Here is a 16,520-nt window from a genome sequence, read left to right on the forward strand (position 1 = left end):
CGGTAGTTGCTGCCGCCGGCGATGCCGCGCCAGCCGAGGGCGTTCCGCGCATCGATCGTGGCCAGCGTCCGCGCGGCCCGCGCCAGATGCGCGAACAGCGCGCCGTGCGCGAAGCGCTGATGCCGAAGGTCGAGCCAGCGGTGGAAGCTGCCGCACCGGTCGAAGGCGCCGAGGGCGTTGCAGCCGTCGAAGGCGACGCACGCCAGCCGAACGAGCGTGGCCAGCGCAACGGCCGCCAGGCCGGCCAGCCACAAAATGGCCGTAACGGCAAGAACGCCAAAGGCAAGAACGGCAAAGGCCGTGGCCAGCCCGGCGACAAGCCGAGCGACGCCGACGCCGTGTTCTCGTTCGTTACGTCCGACGCTTTCGACAGCGAAGAAGGTGGCCGTGGCCGCCAGCCGCAAAAAGCTGCGCGCCGCGACCTGACCGCCGACGACGACGCACCGAAGCTGCACAAGGTGCTGGCCGAAGCCGGTCTCGGTTCGCGCCGCGACATGGAAGACCTGATCGTCGCCGGCCGCGTGTCGGTCAACGGCGAGCCAGCCCACATCGGCCAGCGTATCCTGCCGACCGACGCGGTCCGCATCAACGGCAAGCTGATCCAGCGCCGCGTGAGCAAGAAGCCGCCACGCGTGCTGGTGTACCACAAGCCGGCCGGCGAAATTGTCTCGACCGACGATCCGGAAGGCCGTCCATCGGTGTTCTCGCGCCTGCCGACCATGAAAGCCGGCAAGTGGCTGGCCGTCGGCCGCCTCGACTTCAACACCGAAGGCCTGCTGCTGTTCACCACCTCCGGTGACCTGGCCAACCGCCTGATGCACCCGCGCTACGGCATCGATCGTGAATACGCGGTGCGCACCCTGGGCGTGCTGGGAGAAGGCATGCGTCAAAAGCTGCTGGCTGGCGTCGAGCTCGAAGACGGCCTGGCGCAGTTCTCGAAAATTGCCGACGGCGGCGGCGAGGGCATCAACAAGTGGTACCGCGTGATCATTGGCGAAGGCCGTAACCGCGAAGTGCGCCGCATGTTCGAAGCGATCGGCCTGACCGTCTCGCGCCTGATCCGTACCCGCTACGGCGCGATGACCCTGCCGAGCAGCCTGAAACGTGGCCGCTGGGAAGAGCTGGAAGAAAACCAGGTGCGCGACATGCTGGCCGTGTACGGCGTCGAGAAAAAGGGCGGCGCCGATGGTGTTGCCGCTGCTTCCGCACCAGCGCGTACCAGCAAGGGTCCGCAGGCGGCCAAGCCGGCCCAGAACAAGGGTCCGGAAAAACGTCCGCAGCGTGGCCGTGCAGAATACGACGACCGCGATGACGACGACGAGGACGATATCGACGAACCGAACTTCAACCGTGCCGACGTCAGCAATGACAACGCGCTGCCATTCGCCAAGCCGCCACGCGGCCAGGGCCGTGGTCAGGGCGGCTTCGGTGGCGGCCAGGGTCGTCCAAACGGTGGCGGGCAAGGTCGGGCCGCAGGCGGCCAGGGCAGTGGTCAGGGTGGCCAGGGTGGACGTTCGGGTGGCGGCAATGGCCGTGCCGGTGGCGCCCAGGGTTCGAGCCGCCCGGGTGGTCGTCCGCAGGGTATTGGTGCGTATGCCGGCGGTCGTCCGCTCGGCGATGCCGCGCCGGCCCGCGCCGGTGGTCCGCGTCCGCAAGGGCAAGGCGGCCAGGGTGGTCAAGGCCAGGGTCGTGGTCAGCAGGCCAAGCCGGCCGGCAAGGGTCCGCGCCAGCCCGATCCGCTGCAAACCACGTTCGGTTTCGGTAACAGCAGCGGTGCGCCGCGTCGTGGCCAGCAGCAGCCGCGTGGCGGCGCCAGCGATCACGGCATGCCGCGTCGTCGCAAGGGTTAAACCCGCGTTCGCTGCGGGGTTGTTTTTACCCGCAAAAGCCCTATTTTGGCTGTTGTAGTGCCGCAGTAGGGCGGTTTTCCCGCGTGCGCTGATTGCAGCGCCGACCGAATAAGGTTATAATAACCAGCCTGGTAAAAGTTCTTGTCCGGATAAAACCGCAGGAAACCTTTGCTCTGGTTGGTATTACTGGAAGATGGGCACTTGCCCATTTTTTTTTTGTTGAACGGGTTTGTCACCACGCTTTCTGAAAGCGAGGAAACAGGCCTTAATCTGGAGAATTTCTTGCAGCTGCCGCAGTTAATTGAAACGACCGTCACCGGTCTGGGCTATGAGCTGGTTGATGTCGAACGGGCCGAGCGCGGAGTGCTGCGCGTGTTTATCGATTTCACCGCGGCCGACGCTGAAGAAAAAGGTCCGATTACCGTGGAAGATTGCGCCACGGTCAGTCACCAGCTGTCGCACGTGCTGACGGTCGAGAACGTGAGTTACGAACGTCTCGAGATTTCGTCGCCAGGGCTCGATCGCCCGGTGCGCAAGCTGGAAGACTTCGTGCGTTTTGCCGGTTGCGAAGCAATCGTCAAACTGCGCACCGCAATGCCGGGTACGAACAACCGTAAATCGTTCCAGGGTATCTTGCAAGAACCCCAGGGCGAGAATTTGTCGTTGGAATTTGAAAGCAATGATGGTCCGGCGCTGTTGGAGTTTACGCTCGCCGATATGGATAAGGCACGCTTGGTGCCGCAGGTGGTTTTTAAGGGACGCAAAGCATGAGTCGCGAAGTTTTGTTATTGGTAGACGCGCTGGCGCGTGAAAAGAACGTCGATAAGGATGTCGTTTTCGGCGCCCTCGAATTCGCATTGGCGCAAGCCACGAAGAAACGGTATGAGGGTGAAGTAGACATCCGCGTTTCGATCGACCGCGAGTCGGGCGAATTCGAATCGTTCCGCCGCTGGCACGTGGTACCCGATGAAGCCGGCCTGCAACTGCCGGACCAGGAAATCCTGCACTTCGAAGCCAAGGAACAAATCGCCGACATCGAAGTGGACGACCACATCGAAGAGCCGATCGAATCCGTGGAATTCGGCCGCCGCTTTGCGCAAGACACCAAGCAAGTCGTCTTGCAGCGCGTGCGTGACGCCGAGCGCGAACAGATCCTGGCCGACTTCCTCGAGCGTGGCGACTCGCTCGTGACCGGCACCATCAAGCGCATGGAACGCGGCGATGCAATCGTCGAGTCCGGCAAGATCGAAGCCCGCCTGCCGCGCGACCAGATGATCCCGAAGGAAAATCTGCGTATCGGCGACCGCGTACGTGCTTTCATCCTGCGCGTGGACCGCAATATGCGCGGCCCGCAAGTGATCCTGTCGCGTACCGCGCCTGACTTTATCGCCAAGCTGTTCGAGCTGGAAGTGCCGGAAATCGAACAAGGCATGCTGGAAATTAAATCGGCTGCCCGCGACGCCGGCGTACGCGCCAAGATCGCCGTGTACACCGCTGACAAGCGCATCGATCCGATCGGTACTTGCGTCGGCATGCGCGGTTCGCGCGTGCAGGCTGTTACCGGCGAGCTCGGCGGCGAGCGCGTGGACATCGTGCTGTGGTCCGAAGATCCGGCCCAGTTCGTCATCGGCGCACTGGCTCCTGCCAACGTCTCGTCGATCATGGTCGATGAAGAAAAACACGCCATGGACGTGGTCGTGGACGAGGAAAACCTCGCCATCGCCATCGGCCGCTCGGGCCAGAACGTACGCCTGGCGTCCGATCTGACCGGCTGGAAGATCAACATCATGACGGCCGAGGAATCGGCCGACAAGGCAGCCCAGGAAACCGCGGCAGTGCGTGCACTGTTCATGGAAAAACTGGACGTTGACCAGGAAGTCGCCGACATCCTGGTAGAAGAGGGCTTTGCCAGCCTGGAAGAAATCGCTTACGTGCCGATCTCCGAAATGCTGGAAATCGAATCGTTTGACGAAGATACCGTCAACGAACTGCGTACCCGTGCCCGTGACGCCCTGGTGACCGAAGCGATTGCTTCGGAAGAAGGCCTGGAAGGCATGGAAGAGGCACTGGTCGGTCTGGAAGGCATGGACCGCATCACCGCCGGTAAGCTGGGCCTGGCAGGTATCAAGACTGTTGAAGCATTTGCAGGCCTGGCCTACGACGAATTTGGCGCCATTCTGGCCTTCTCGTCTGACCGCGCCCGCGCGCTGATTTCGAATGAATTTGAAGATGTGACCGACGATGAGATGAAACTGGTCGATTCGAAGTACGACGACCGAGCGAAGGGCCTGCAAGCGAAGGCCTGGACCCTGGCAGAATCGGCAAAGGCTTAATTTGAGTATCTTTATCATCTCCGCGACACATAGAAAAGAGGACTGAATGGCGAGTAACAACGTAGCCCAATTTGCCACCGAACTGAAGATGCCTGCAGACTTGCTGCTGACGCAGCTGCGTTCTGCCGGCGTCGAAAAAAGTTCGACGTCAGATCCATTGTCGAAAGATGATAAGGATAAGCTGCTCGATCACCTGCGTCGCACCCACGGCGCTGCAGCCGACGTGGAAAAGAAGAAAATCACGCTGACGCGCAAGGAAACGACTGAAATCAAGCAGGCCGACGCCAATGGCAAGGCCCGCACGATCCAGGTCGCCGTCAAGAAAACGCGTACCTTCGTCCAGCGCGACGAACCGGTCACGACCGCTCCTGCCGCCCCCGTGGCGCCAGTGATCGATCCGGCTGAAGTCGCTCGTCGCGAAGAAGAAGTGCGCAAGCAAGCCGAACTGATTGCACGTCAGGAAGCCGACCTGCGCGAGAAGCAGGAGCATCTGGCCAAGCTCGACGCCGAGAAGGAAGCGCAAGCGAAAGCAACCGCCGACGCCGAAGCCCGCGCCAAGAAGGAAGCCGACGCCGAAGCCAGGCGCGATGCCGAGCAAGCTGCCGCCAAGGCTGCCGCTTCGGCCCTGAACGCCGCCAACAGCAACGCCAATGCCAGCGCTAGCGCAACCGATGCTGCTGCCAGCGCCGCTGCGGCCGCTGCCGCTGCTGCTGCCGACGCGCAAAAGAAAGCTGCTGCCGAAGAAGCCAAGAAGAAACTTGACGCTGCCGCCAAGGAAGCTGCTGAAAAAGCTGCTGCCACCGACCGCGCACGCAAGGCCGTGGCCGATGAAGTAGCACAGATCAAGGCCATGATGAACGCGCCGCGTCGCGCCATCAAGGCACCGGAACCAGTACCGGTCCCGGTCAAGCCAAAAGTTGCCGAAGGCACGCTGCACAAGCCAGCGACCACGGCCACGACCGCCAAGCCGGGCGACAAGCCAGGCGACAAGAAGCCAGCGGACAAGAAATCGATCAAGTCTGCCAACGTGGCCTCGACCTGGTCCGACGACAAGAAGCGCGGCGCTCCAGGCGGCGGCAAAGGCCGTGGCGCCCCATCGGGCCCATCGACCGGCCGCGACAGCTGGCGCGGTGGCAAGGGTGGCCGTCGTCATTCGCAATCGGATGACCGCGAAACCAACTTCCAGGCCCCGACCGAAGCCGTGGTCAAAGACGTGCACGTACCGGAAACCATCACCGTGGCCGAACTGGCCCACAAGATGTCGGTCAAGGCGTCCGAGGTCATCAAGCAACTGATGAAGCTGGGCCAAATGTGCACCATTAACCAGGTGCTGGACCAGGAAACCGCGATGATCGTCGTCGAAGAAATGGGCCACAAAGCCCACGCCGCCGAGGAAGACGATCCGGAAGCAATCCTGGCCGACCAGGGTGAGCACGCTCACTTCGAGTCCAAGCCACGCGCACCGGTGGTCACCGTCATGGGTCACGTCGACCACGGTAAAACCTCGCTGCTGGACTACATCCGTCGCGCCAAGGTGGCCTCGGGCGAAGCCGGCGGGATTACCCAGCACATCGGCGCTTACCACGTCGATACGCCACGCGGCATGATCACCTTCCTCGATACCCCGGGTCACGAAGCCTTTACGGCCATGCGTGCCCGCGGTGCGAAAGCCACCGACATCGTCATCCTGGTGGTGGCCGCGGACGACGGCGTGATGCCGCAAACCAAGGAAGCGATCGCTCACGCGAAAGCGGCTGGCGTACCACTGGTAGTGGCGATCAACAAGATCGACAAACCAGGTGGCAACGTTGACCGTGTGACGCAAGAGTTGGTTGCCGAGAGCGTGGTGCCGGAAGAATACGGTGGCGATTCGCCATTCGTGCCGGTATCGGCCAAGACGGGTGAAGGTATCGATGCGCTGCTCGAGCAAGTGCTGCTGCAGGCCGAGGTACTGGAACTGAAAGCACCGATCGATGCGCCGGCCCGTGGCCTGGTGGTCGAAGGCCGCCTCGACAAGGGCAAGGGCCCGGTTGCCACCATCCTGGTGCAGTCCGGTACCCTGCGTCGCGGCGATGTGATTTTGGCTGGTTCGTCGTTCGGCCGCGTGCGCGCCATGCTGGACGAAAACGGCAAGCCGATCACCGAAGCTGGTCCATCGATCCCGGTCGAAATCCAGGGCCTGACCGAAGTGCCGCAAGCCGGTGAAGAAGTCATGGTCATGGCCGACGAGCGCAAGGCGCGTGAAATTGGTCTGTTCCGTCAAGGTAAGTTCCGCGACGTGAAACTGGCCAAGCAGCAAGCCGCGAAGCTGGAAAACATGTTCGACCAGATGGCCGAAGGCGAAGTCAAAAACCTGCCGTTGATCATCAAGACCGACGTGCAAGGTTCGCAAGAAGCGCTGGTGTCGTCGTTGCAGAAACTGTCCACCTCCGAAGTGCGCGTACAAGTGGTCCACGCAGCCGTCGGCGGCATCACGGAATCGGACGTCAACCTGGCAGTGGCCTCGAAGGCCGTCATCATCGGCTTCAACGCCCGTGCCGACGCCCAGGCCCGCAAGCTGGCCGAGTCCAATGGTGTGGACATTCGCTACTACAACATCATTTACGACGCGATCGACGAGATCAAATCGGCGTTGTCGGGCATGCTGGCACCGGAAAAACGCGAAACCGTTACCGGCCAGGTCGAGATTCGCCAGGTTATCCTGGTCTCGAAAGTCGGCGCCGTTGCCGGTTGCCTGGTCACCGATGGTGTGGTCAAGCGTTCGTCGTCGGTGCGCCTGCTGCGCAACAACATCGTGGTGTGGACTGGCGAAATCGACTCGCTCAAGCGCTTCAAGGACGATGCGAAAGAAGTACGCGCCGGCCTGGAATGCGGCCTGTCGCTGAAGAACTACAACGACATCCAGGTGGGCGACTCCCTGGAAGTGTTCGAAGTGCAGGAAATCGCCCGTACCCTGTAATTCACAGGCGATCAATGTAGTAACAGGTGAAGTGGACGGGTGCTTTTGGGGCCCGTCCACTTTGCCGTTTATGGAATATCATCATGGCAAAACACAGTAAAACCATCCCGCAGCGCGGCTTGCGCGTGGCCGATCAAATCCAGAAAGACCTGTCGGAACTGATCGCATTCGAATTGAAAGATCCCCGCGTAGGCATGATCACGCTGGCCGAAGTGCAGATCACCCCCGATTACGCCCACGCCAAGATCTACTTCACCATGCTCAAGGACGATCCCGAGACCGTGAAGAACACCCTGGCCGGCCTGCAGGCGGCGTCTGGCTATCTGCGCAATATGCTGGGCAAGCGCCTGCACATCCACACCCTGCCGGCGCTGCACTTCGTGCACGACACGTCGGTGGCGCGCGGCATGGCCATGTCGGCACTGATCGACCAGGCCAACGCTACCCGCTCGCTCGATGACGGCGTGGAAGACGGCAAGGACGAATGAATCAGAACAAAGTCAAACGCGTACGCGACCTGGTCGACGGCGTGCTCTTGCTCGACAAGCCGGTCGGCTTTTCCAGCAACGATGCGCTGATCAAGGCCAAGCGCGTATTGAACGCCAAGAAGGCCGGCCACACCGGCACGCTCGATCCGTTCGCCACCGGCCTGCTGCCGCTGTGCTTCGGGGAAGCGACCAAGTTCTCCCAGGATTTACTGGAAGCCGATAAAACCTACGACACCGTGGTGCACCTGGGCCAGACCACCGACACCGGCGACACCGAAGGCGAAGTCATCGACACTCGCGACGTCAACGTCACGCTCGAACAGATCCACGCCGTATTGGAACAGTTCCGTGGGCCGATTGCGCAAGTGCCGCCGATGTACTCGGCCTTGAAGCGCGATGGCAAGCCGTTGTACGAATACGCCCGCGCCGGCATCACGCTCGAGCGCGAAGCACGCAACGTCACCATCCACAAGCTGGAACTGATCGCGTACGAGGCGCCGATGCTCAAGCTGTCGGTCACGTGCAGCAAGGGCACCTACATCCGCGTGCTGGGCCAGGATATCGGCGCAGCACTGGGCTGCGGCGCGCATTTAAATGCACTGCGCCGCACCCAGGTGGGGCCGTTGACCATGGAGAACATGATCACGCTCGACGCGCTGATCGCGCACCCCGAGCCGTTGAGCCTGCTGGCGCCGGTCGATGCGCTGCTGGCCAGCTTTCCGGCCATACAGCTGAACGCCGAACTGGCGAAACGGTTCCTCAACGGCCAGCGCCTGGCGCTGGGCAAGGAACCGGTCACGGTGCCCGCCGAAGAGGGCAGGGTCCGCGTGTACCTGGGCGACAAGTTGCTGGGCACGGCCATGCTTGGCGAATACAGCATCCTGGCGCCCGAGCGGTTGATTGCCTTCACACCTCAATGAGATACGTATAAGCAACTCATTGAAAATAAACAGATCCCGGCGATAGAGTTGCAACGCAACATGCTATACTAGCCGGCTTTCCGTACAGCTTTTTGTACGTACCCCGCAGTTTCTCCGCAAAATATACGACTATGTCCACTACTAAACGCGCAATTCGCAACATTGCAATCATCGCCCACGTTGACCACGGTAAAACCACCCTGGTTGACCAACTGCTCCGCCAGTCCGGCACCTTCCGCGAGAACCAAGCGGTCGATAACCGTGTCATGGACTCGAACGATCTCGAAAAAGAGCGCGGCATCACGATTCTGTCCAAGAATTGCGCAGTCGAGTACGAAGGCACCCACATCAACATCGTTGACACCCCAGGCCACGCCGACTTCGGCGGCGAAGTGGAACGTGTACTGTCGATGGTTGACTCGGTCCTGCTGCTGATCGATGCCCAGGAAGGCCCGATGCCACAGACCCGCTTCGTGACCCGCAAGGCACTGGCGCTGGGCCTGAAGCCTATCGTCGTCGTCAACAAGGTCGACCGTCCAGGTGCACGTCCTGAATGGGCGATCAACCAGACCTTCGAACTGTTCGACAAGCTCGGCGCAACCGACGAACAACTGGACTTCCCGATCGTTTACGCTTCCGGTCTGAACGGCTATGCCGGCCTGACCGAAGACGTACGCGACGGCGACATGAAGCCGCTGTTCGACGCCATCCTGCAACACGTACCAGTACGTGACGACAACCCGGACGGTCCGCTGCAGATGCAGATCACCTCGCTCGACTACTCGTCGTACGTGGGTAAAATCGGTATCGGCCGTATCAACCGTGGCCGCGTCAAGACCGGCCAGGACGTCATCGTCCTGAATGGCCCAGGCGCCACTCCGATCAAGGGTCGCATCAACCAGGTGCTGAACTTCAAGGGCCTCGAGCGCGTGCTGGTTGACGACGCTGTCGCCGGCGACATCGTGCTGATCAACGGTATCGAAGACATCGGCATCGGTTCGACCGTGTGCGCACCGGACACCCCGGAAGCGCTGCCGATGCTGACCGTCGACGAGCCTACCCTGACCATGAACTTCATGGTCAACAACTCGCCGCTGGCTGGCCGCGAAGGCAAGTTCGTGACCTCGCGTCAACTGCGCGACCGCCTGGACAAGGAACTGAAAGCCAACGTTGCACTGCGCGTGGCGCCAACCGACGACGACACCACGTTCGAAGTATCGGGCCGTGGCGAACTGCACCTGACCATCCTGATCGAAAACATGCGTCGCGAAGGTTTCGAGATGGCTGTATCGCGTCCACGCGTCGTGTTCAAAATGGTCGATGGCGTGCGCCACGAGCCGTTCGAACAACTGTCGGTTGACGTTGAAGAAGCCAACCAGGGCGGCGTGATGGAAGAACTGGGCCGTCGTCGTGGCGACCTGCAGAACATGGAATCGGACGGCAAAGGCCGAGTGCGCCTGGAATACCGTATTCCAGCACGTGGCCTGATCGGCTTCCAGGGCGAATTCATGACCCTGACCCGTGGTACCGGCCTGATGAGCCACGTGTTCGACGCTTACGCTCCGGTAGACAACACCAAGGGCGAGCTGGGCGGCCGTCGCAACGGCGTGCTGATTTCGCAGGATGACGGCGCTGCCGTTGCCTACGCCATCTGGAAACTGCAAGATCGCGGCCGCATGTTCGTGGTCCACAACGACCCGGTGTACGAAGGCATGATCATCGGTATCCACTCGCGCGACAACGACCTGGTGGTTAACCCGATCAAGGGCAAGCAGCTGACCAACGTGCGTTCGTCGGGTACCGACGAAGCCGTGCGCCTGGTGCCGCCGATCCAGATGTCGCTGGAATACGCAGTCGAATTCATCGACGACGACGAACTGGTGGAAATCACCCCGAAATCGATCCGCCTGCGCAAGCGCTTCCTGAAAGAGCACGAGCGTAAAAAGGCATCGCGCGAAGCGTAATCACGCGTCTGCCGGTAAAAAAGCCGCCTTCGGGCGGCTTTTTCTTTGACCGAAATCATCGTTTGATGAATCAAGGCTGGCTTTGGCGGCTTTTCCATGATCCGGATTCGTTTGCGTTTTTGACGGCACTGGAGTACTTTGGTGCATGGCAGCATGACCCAAAGCATGGAGGAATTCTGTGAGTGAAGAAAAGCATAACCCCTGGGCTGGTTTGATGAATTGGCCCGGCAGTCCGTTCAATGTCGCCCAACAAGGGCTCGATTACTGGGTGGACGCATGCCAGCGTTCGATCCTGTTCCTCGACGTGCTGCGCCAGCGCGGCACCGATACCAACGCCCGCGCTGCCAAGACGGCGCCGCACGTGTTGAGTTTCCCGTTCGAGATCATCATGGACGGCCGCACGCTCGAGCGCCCCGTCAACTACGGCCTGTGCTACATCGCACCGCCCGACGGCATCGAGCCCGACCCTACCAAGCGCCCGTTCATCGTGTTCGACCCGCGCGCCGGTCACGGTCCCGGCATCGGCGGCATGAAGCACGACAGCGAAATCGGCGTGGTGCTCAAAGCCGGCCACCCGTGCTATTTCGTTGGCTTTACGCCGGTGCCGGTGCCCGGCCAGACCATCGAAGACGTGTGCCGCGCCGAAGCGGCCTTCATCGCCCACGTGGCCGAGCGCCACCCGCAAGCGGACGGCAAGCCGGCCCTGATCGGCAACTGCCAGGCCGGCTGGCAAATCATGATGACCGCCGCCCTGAAGCCCGACCTGGTCGGCCCGCTGGTGCTGGCCGGGGCGCCGCTGTCGTACTGGGCAGGCGTGCGCGGCAAGAACCCGCTGCGCTACCTCGGCGGCGCGCTGGGCGGCACCTGGATGACCGCGCTCGCTGGCGACCTCGGCAACGGCATCTTCGATGGCGCCCAGCTGGTCGCCAACTTCGAGAAGATGAATCCGTCGAATACCTTGTGGAGCAAGAACTACAACGTCTATTCCAAGATCGACACCGAGGCGCCGCGCTTCCTGGAATTTGAAAAGTGGTGGGGCAACCCGGTGCTGCTCAACGCCGGCGAGATGCAGTACATCGCCGACTCGCTATTCGTCGGCAACCGCCTGAGCGAAGCGGCGCTGCTCGACAGCGACGGCCACCGCATCGACCTGCGCAACATCAAGTCGCCGATCGTGGTGTTCTGCTCGTGGGGCGACGACATCACGCCGCCGCAGCAGGCGCTGGGCTGGGTGCTCGACCTGTACGAGAATGACGAAGCGCTGGTCGCCGGCGGCCAGACCATCATTTATTCGATGCACCAGAGTATCGGCCACCTCGGCATCTTTGTTTCTGCTTCGGTAGCCAACAAGGAACACGAGGAATTCACGGCCGCGATGGACATGATCGACATCATGCCGCCGGGCCTGTACGAAGCGGTGTTCCTGGAAAAAGACGAGGAAATGCTGCAAGAGGAACTTGCAGCCGGCGACATGATGGGCGGCGACTTCGTGATGCGCTTCGAGCGCCGCACGCTCGACTCGCTGCGCGCCTTGGGCGGCAACGACGAAGAGGACGAGCGCCGCTTTGCCACCGTGGCGCGCGTGTCGGAAATCAACCAGGGCCTGTACCGCACCTTTGTCAGCCCGGTGGTCAAGAGCATGGTGACCGAGCAGAGCGCCAAACAGCTGCGCGAGTCGCATCCGATGCGCCTGCGCTACACGGCGTTCTCGAACAAGAACAAGCTGCTCGACGGCATCCCGGCCCTGGCCGAGAAGGTGAGGGCGCAACGCCGTCCGGTCGCCAAGGACAACATCTTCCTGCAGATGCAGGAAGCGATGTCCAAGCAGATCGTCGCGGGACTCGATATGTATCGCGACGCGCGCGACCAGGCCACCGAGAAATTCTTCCTCGACGTGTACGGCTCGCCCGTGCTGCAGGCGATGGTGGGCTTGCGTGCCGAGAACGGTGCCCTCCGCCGCATCGGCCGCGACCTGTCGCGCGAAGCAGCGCTCGACGCTTACCGTACTGCTGCCGCCGGCAAAACTGCCGAGGGCGGCACCACGGAGGCAATCATCCGTGGCCTGCTGTACATCTACCGCAGCCCGGAGATGAGCGCGGCCGACGAGCGCGCCTTCGCCACCATCCGCCAGTTGCGCTTGCGCACGTCCACCGATGAAGAGCTGAGCGTCACGCACTTCAAGACCATCGTGCGCGAGCAGTATCTGATGTTGCAGGTGGCTGAAGAAGCGGCGATGCGCGACTTGCCGCTGCTGCTGCCGGACGACCCGGAAGCGCGCGCGACCGCGCTGGGCATCGTGCGCCAGGTGGTGGGCGCCACCGGCACCGTCACCGGCGACGCCGCCCAGCGCCTCGAGCGCGTGGCGGCGATGTTCGGACCCAAGCTGGCGGTGGTGCGCAAGAAGAAGCAGGCCAGCGGCGCGGCATAACGCCGCCAGCCACCAGGCCAGCGGCGCCGCGTAGCGCCGCCAGCCACCAGGCCAGCGATGCCGCGTAGCGCCGCCAGCCACCGGGCCGGCGGCGCGGCATCGTACCGCCAGCCTACCAGGGCAGCGATACGGCATCGTGCCGTCAGCCCGCTGCCTGAAATCCGTCATCCCCGCGCAGGCGGGGATCCAATTTCGTAGCGCAGCCCGCGCACCCATCGCCAAGCCCCAGCAATTCGGCAACACCCGATCGCCGCCCCTGCGCGAGAGCCCACCAACGCCAGGCCGGCGATTGCCTGGCGATCCGAGAAGACCATCCCATCAGTGATGCCTATCCTGGTCCGCAGCCAGCGCGCTACCTGGTGGGGCTGGTGGGGCTTGTGACGCTGCCGTTCGTAGCCCATGGACCGGGCTAGCGGGACGCGCTATCATTGCAAATATGACTACACAACAGACTTCACCTAGCGCGCTGCAGACCGTGCTCGCATTGCTGGCCATGCTGATCGGGTCGGCGGTGCTGGCCATCGCCGTCGCCTACGTCGCACTCGAGAACATGCCGTGCCGCTGGTTCGGCTCCGCTTTCGAGGGCGGCTGCGGCTTTGGCGCCCTGGGCGCCAGCGCTGGCGTGGCGCTGATCGTCTTCGTCATCGCGTTTGGTTGTGCCGCCCGGCTGTATTTCAGGCGCTAGCCACCCGGACCTGCTGCGGATTCATCCGGCTGACGCCGGCGTGATCGACTTGGTGACCTTGCCGGCCTCGTCGAGCATCTGGATCTCGGCCTTGCCGTCCCCACCTACCTGCAACAACATGCGCACGCGGCCCTTGGCATCCTTGAGCTGCAGCGATGAGCCCTTCTCGGTCGTATTGCCGAGCCAGATGCGGTTGACGCTCAGCCTGCCTTCCTCGGCCAGCTTGTCCCAGTAGGCTTTGCGCCCGGCTTTGTCCAGCTTGCTTGATTCTTCGCGAAAGCGCGCATGGTCTTCCATCGGCGTCACCTTGAAGCTCGGCACGTCGTTGATGATGAGGGCGGTCCTGTGATTCTTCTCGCTGTCGGTGTTGATCAGTTGCAGCGCCTGGTCCTGGCGGAAGCGGTCGAACGTCAGCGACAGTCCCGAATCGATCTTGCCATTGGCATCGATACTGCCCCGTTGCAGGAAACCGCCGTTTTCCGTGCCTTCCTGGTCGACAAACAGCATGCCGGCAAACGTGCGGCGATCGGGGCGCTCGATTTCCTTGCCGTTCTGGAAGGTGCCGGGGAACTGGGCACGGTTGGAAATGATCAGGCGCTTCGTCCCATCGGGCTCGACGATATTGATGCGGCCGACCGTGATCTCGTCAAAATTCGCCTTCCTGTCGGGATCGTTCGCGCCAGTGAGGACGAAGACGGCGGCCAGCGCGCTGGCCATGGTGGTGGCGCCGGCAAAAAAAGTTTTGAGTTGCGACATGGTGTCTCCTGGTTTATTTATAGGAAGTACGAGTAATGCGACGGGCCGCTGCCCGTAGCCGCCATTCCACGACCAGCACCAGCGGTGCGCAGAAAGCGAGCAGGGCGCCCATGTATTGCAAGATCCGGTTTTGCTCCGACTGCACGTAGCGCTTGTCGGCCAGCTCGAACATGCGGCGCCCGCCGGGCACCTGTTCGAAATACACGCTGCCACGGTCGCGCCAGGACTCGACCGTCAGGCGCCGCTTTCGGGTGGATTCGAACTCGGCGGTCAAGCGCATCATCTCTTCCATGGTGATCAGCTTGGCCCCCATGCGATTGACCTGAATCTGGCTGTACTGGTCGAAAATATTCTCGCCCTCACCCGGGGCGATGACGCCCTTCGACACGTATTTGTACTGATTGTTGGGGAAAAAGATGCCATTGTTCGCCCCCAGCATCATTGCAAAACCGAGTGCTGCCGCTGCCGCCGCGCCAAAGATATAGCGCCGCGCATGGTGCACGCGCCGGGTTTTCACGCCTTCACGAAACTGACTCACTTCCGGAATATGGCGCAGCGTAACCTGGGTATGCTGGTCGAGGTCGGCCAGGAAGATGTCGGGCGCCATCCCCAGCGCCTTGATGATGTTTCCGAACATCTCAGCCGACGGCTGCGACTTGTCGTTTTCCAGCTTGGACAGGTAAGACTGCTCGATGCCGATCAACTCGGCAAACTGCGGTTGCGTAAGGTTCTTCTCTGTCCTGATCTGCTTGAGCCTGGTGCCGAAGTTCATGGTTGTCCCTGGTTGTTGTATGGAACGTATTCTTCGGGATTCATGCTGGAATGAGAAGGTGAATATGCGCGAATAGCGATGAATTTTGCTTTTTTTGGCAACTTTCGAGCAAGTGGCGCCGGGGCGGGCGCTTGGCTTTTGACGGTATAATGACGACCCCCACACCCCACCAGCAGTTGCCGCCATGACCATCTCCGCCCCACATACAGCCGACACCGCCGCCGACAGCGCACCTGTGCCGGGCCGCCGCCTGTCGGTGGCGCCGATGATGGACTGGACCGACCGCCATTGCCGCGTGTTCCATCGCCACATCAGCCAACACACCTGGCTGTACACCGAGATGGTTACCACCGGCGCGCTGGTCTATGGCGACGTTGAGCGCCACCTGCGCTTCAACGACGAGGAACACCCGGTTGCGCTGCAACTGGGCGGCAGCGATCCGGCCGACTTGGCCACCAGCGCCAGGCTGGGTGAAAAGTGGGGCTACGATGAAATCAACCTCAATTGCGGCTGCCCGTCCGAGCGGGTGCAGAAGGGCGCTTTCGGCGCCTGCCTGATGGCCGAGCCGCAACTGGTGGCCGATTGCGTGAAAGCCATGCGCGACGCGGTGGACATTGACGTCACCGTCAAGCACCGGATCGGCATCGACAAGACAGAAAGCTACGACTTCGTGCGTGATTTCGTCGGCACCGTGGCCGAAGCCGGTTGCACCACCTTCATCGTGCACGCGCGCAATGCCATATTAAAAGGGTTGTCGCCGAAGGAAAACCGCGAAATCCCGCCGCTCAAGTACGACTTCGCCTACCGCCTCAAGCGTGACTTTCCGCAGTTTGAAATCATCATCAACGGCGGCATCAAGACTGAGGCCGAGATCGACGAGCACTTGCGCCATGTCGATGGCGTGATGCTGGGCCGCGAGGCGTACCACAACCCGTTCCTGATGGCCACGTTCGACCAGCGCTATTACGGCGCTACCACCGAGCCGAAGTCCCGCGCCGAGGTGCTCGAAGCAATGATCCCCTACATCCAGGCGCAGCTGGCGCAGTACGGTCCGCTCGGCCTGAAGATGAATTCGATTACACGACACATGCTGGGCCTGATGCAAGGTCTGCCTGGCGCCAAATCGTTCCGCCAGACCTTGTCGGACTCGAAACAGCTGGCCGCTGGCGACGCCACCCTGGTGCGCCAGGCCGCAGCCCGCCTCGCTTACGCGTAAATCTCCCGCGCTTTTCCGCACCACCTCCGGCGCCTGCGGGCGCCGCGTTCCCCGCGATACTTTCATCCAACTATTGAAGTAACTAGCAAGCACAATTTTCAAGTGTTGGAATTTCCACTCAGAAATTATGTTTCCACGCGATCTAGATG

12 protein-coding genes are annotated in these 16,520 nt (G+C 61.9%); 10 read left to right on the forward strand and 2 right to left on the reverse strand.

Annotation, left to right across the window (positions count from 1 at the left end; all coding sequences use genetic code 11):
- From DUPY_RS26395 to DUPY_RS26435, 9 genes are all read left to right on the forward strand, one after another.
- The coding region (locus DUPY_RS26395; RefSeq protein ID WP_070252175.1) for a pseudouridine synthase at positions 1–1,850 on the forward strand (1,850 nt) is incomplete at its 5' end.
- Between the two features lie 282 nt (positions 1,851–2,132).
- Positions 2,133–2,621 (forward strand): ribosome maturation factor RimP, encoded by a 489-nt coding sequence (gene rimP, locus DUPY_RS26400; protein WP_019921609.1) that lies wholly within the window; start codon positions 2,133–2,135, stop codon positions 2,619–2,621.
- Complete coding sequence (gene nusA, locus DUPY_RS26405) at positions 2,618–4,183, forward strand: transcription termination factor NusA (protein ID WP_070252177.1); 1,566 nt, start codon at positions 2,618–2,620, stop codon at positions 4,181–4,183. Before rimP ends, nusA begins: the two co-directional genes overlap by 4 nt.
- A gap of 46 nt (positions 4,184–4,229) precedes the next feature.
- Positions 4,230–7,142 (forward strand): translation initiation factor IF-2, encoded by a 2,913-nt coding sequence (infB, locus tag DUPY_RS26410; RefSeq protein WP_070252179.1) that lies wholly within the window; start codon positions 4,230–4,232, stop codon positions 7,140–7,142.
- 83 nt (positions 7,143–7,225) lie between these two features.
- Complete coding sequence (gene rbfA, locus DUPY_RS26415; protein WP_070252181.1) at positions 7,226–7,630, forward strand: 30S ribosome-binding factor RbfA; 405 nt, start codon at positions 7,226–7,228, stop codon at positions 7,628–7,630.
- A complete protein-coding gene (gene truB, locus DUPY_RS26420; protein WP_070252183.1) occupies positions 7,627–8,550 on the forward strand; it encodes a tRNA pseudouridine(55) synthase TruB in 924 nt (307 codons plus the stop codon). Before rbfA ends, truB begins: the two co-directional genes overlap by 4 nt.
- 131 nt (positions 8,551–8,681) lie before the next feature.
- Complete coding sequence (gene typA / locus DUPY_RS26425) at positions 8,682–10,514, forward strand: translational GTPase TypA (RefSeq protein WP_070252185.1); 1,833 nt, start codon at positions 8,682–8,684, stop codon at positions 10,512–10,514.
- A gap of 214 nt (positions 10,515–10,728) precedes the next feature.
- Positions 10,729–12,942 carry a DUF3141 domain-containing protein gene (locus tag DUPY_RS26430; protein ID WP_084640909.1) on the forward strand — a complete coding sequence of 738 codons (2,214 nt, stop codon included), beginning with the start codon at positions 10,729–10,731 and terminating at the stop codon, positions 12,940–12,942.
- Positions 12,943–13,378: 436 nt separating this feature from the next.
- Positions 13,379–13,627: a hypothetical protein gene (locus DUPY_RS26435; protein WP_141749693.1), complete on the forward strand. Its 249-nt coding sequence runs from the start codon at positions 13,379–13,381 to the stop codon at positions 13,625–13,627.
- A 21-nt stretch (positions 13,628–13,648) separates the two neighbouring features.
- On the opposite strand, the gene DUPY_RS26440 is transcribed toward DUPY_RS26435, so the two are convergent.
- Positions 13,649–14,383 carry a hypothetical protein gene (locus DUPY_RS26440; RefSeq protein WP_070252191.1) on the reverse strand — a complete coding sequence of 245 codons (735 nt, stop codon included), beginning with the start codon at positions 14,381–14,383 and terminating at the stop codon, positions 13,649–13,651.
- A gap of 13 nt (positions 14,384–14,396) precedes the next feature.
- Complete coding sequence (locus tag DUPY_RS26445; protein ID WP_229255518.1) at positions 14,397–15,341, reverse strand: helix-turn-helix domain-containing protein; 945 nt, start codon at positions 15,339–15,341, stop codon at positions 14,397–14,399.
- Here DUPY_RS26445 and dusA point away from each other — a divergent pair.
- Positions 15,340–16,371, forward strand: coding sequence for a tRNA dihydrouridine(20/20a) synthase DusA (gene dusA / locus DUPY_RS26450; protein WP_070252196.1), 1,032 nt, complete (start codon positions 15,340–15,342; stop codon positions 16,369–16,371). The genes DUPY_RS26445 and dusA overlap by 2 nt on opposite strands.
- Positions 16,372–16,520: the final 149 nt, after the last annotated feature.

This window comes from Duganella phyllosphaerae (assembly GCF_001758785.1).
Lineage (GTDB): Bacteria > Pseudomonadota > Gammaproteobacteria > Burkholderiales > Burkholderiaceae_D > Rugamonas > Rugamonas phyllosphaerae.